Origin of the sequence: Streptomyces sp. NPDC057654 (genome assembly GCF_042800135.1) — a bacterium.
Classification (GTDB): domain Bacteria; phylum Actinomycetota; class Actinomycetes; order Streptomycetales; family Streptomycetaceae; genus Streptomyces.
Genome location: NZ_JBHVHQ010001336.1, coordinates 1 through 1,494 on the forward strand (window position 1 = coordinate 1; position 1,494 = coordinate 1,494).

The 1,494-nt window shown below is 71.8% G+C and carries 1 protein-coding gene; it reads right to left on the reverse strand.

All coding sequences use genetic code 11. The features are described 5' to 3' along the window. Positions 1 to 1,431, reverse strand: a 1,431-nt coding sequence (der, locus tag ACFU99_RS43370; RefSeq protein ID WP_384404235.1) for a ribosome biogenesis GTPase Der, incomplete at its 3' end; no start/stop codon positions are given. Positions 1,432 to 1,494: the final 63 nt, after the last annotated feature.

The following is a 1,494-nucleotide window of genomic DNA, read 5'->3' on the forward strand; positions in this document are numbered from 1 at the left end:
GATATGGATCGGAGTGCCCTCGAAGCCGAACTCCTCGCGCAGCCGGCGCTCGACGAACCGCCGGTAGCCCGCCTCCAGGAAGCCGGAGGCGAAGAGGACGAACCGCGGCGGCCGGACGCCCGCCTGCGTCCCGAAGAGGATGCGGGGCTGCTTGCCGCCGCGGATCGGGTGCGGGTGGGAGGCCACGATCTCGCCGAGGAAGGCGTTGAGCCGCCCCGTCGGCACCCGCGTCTCCCAGCCCGCCAGGGCCGTCTCGATCGCCGGGACGAGCTTCTCCATGTGGCGGCCGGTGAGCGCCGAGACGTTCACCCGCATCGCCCACGGGACCTGCACCAGGTCGCGCTCGATCTCCCGCTCCAGGTAGTAGCGGCGCTCCTCGTCGAGGGTGTCCCACTTGTTGTAGGCGATGACGATCGCGCGGCCCGCCTCGACGGCCATCGTGATGATCCGCTGGTCCTGCACGCTGATCGACTCGGAGGCGTCGATCAGTACGACCGCGACCTCGGCCTTCTCCACGGCGGCGGCGGTGCGCAGCGAGGCGTAGTAGTCGGCGCCCTCCTGGAGGTGGACGCGGCGGCGGATGCCCGCGGTGTCCACGAACTTCCAGGTCTTGCCGCCCAGCTCGATCATCTCGTCGACCGGGTCGCGGGTGGTGCCGGCCTGCTCGTTGACGACGACCCGCTCCTCGCGCGCGACCTTGTTCAGGAGCGAGGACTTGCCGACGTTCGGGCGGCCGATGAGCGCGATGCGGCGCGGCCCGCCGAGCGCGGTGCCGAAGGTCTGCGCGGGCGCGTCGGGCAGCGCCTCCAGCACGGCGTCGAGCATGTCGCCGGTGCCGCGGCCGTGCAGCGCCGAGACGGGGTGGGGCTCGCCGAGGCCGAGCGACCAGAGCATGGCGGCGTCGGCCTCGGCGGACGGGCCGTCGACCTTGTTGGCGCAGAGCACGACGGGCTTGCCGGCCCGGCGCAGCAGCTTGACGACGGCCTCGTCGGTGTCGGTCGCGCCGACCGTGGCGTCCACGACGAAGACCACCGCGTCAGCGGCCTCGATGGCGAACTCGGCCTGCGCGGCGACCGACGCGTCGATGCCGAGGACGTCCTGCTCCCAGCCGCCGGTGTCGACGACCTTGAAGCGGCGGCCCGCCCACTCGGCCTCGTAGGTGACGCGGTCGCGGGTGACGCCGGGCTTGTCCTCGACGACCGCCTCGCGGCGGCCGATGACGCGGTTCACCAGGGTCGACTTGCCGACATTGGGGCGGCCGACGACGGCGAGCACGGGCAGCGGGCCGTGCCCGGCCGCGGCCAGTTCGCTGTCGATGTCCTCCGGGTCGAAGCCTTCCTGCGCGGCGAGCTCCATGAACTCCGCGTACTCGGCGTCGCCAAGCGCTCCGTGCTCGTGGTCCGAGCCGTCGGAGTGAATCTGGTCGTTCATGAAGTCCGTTCCTCTTTGCATCATCATCGATGGGCCACGACCACGCGGCCCACTACTCAAGTC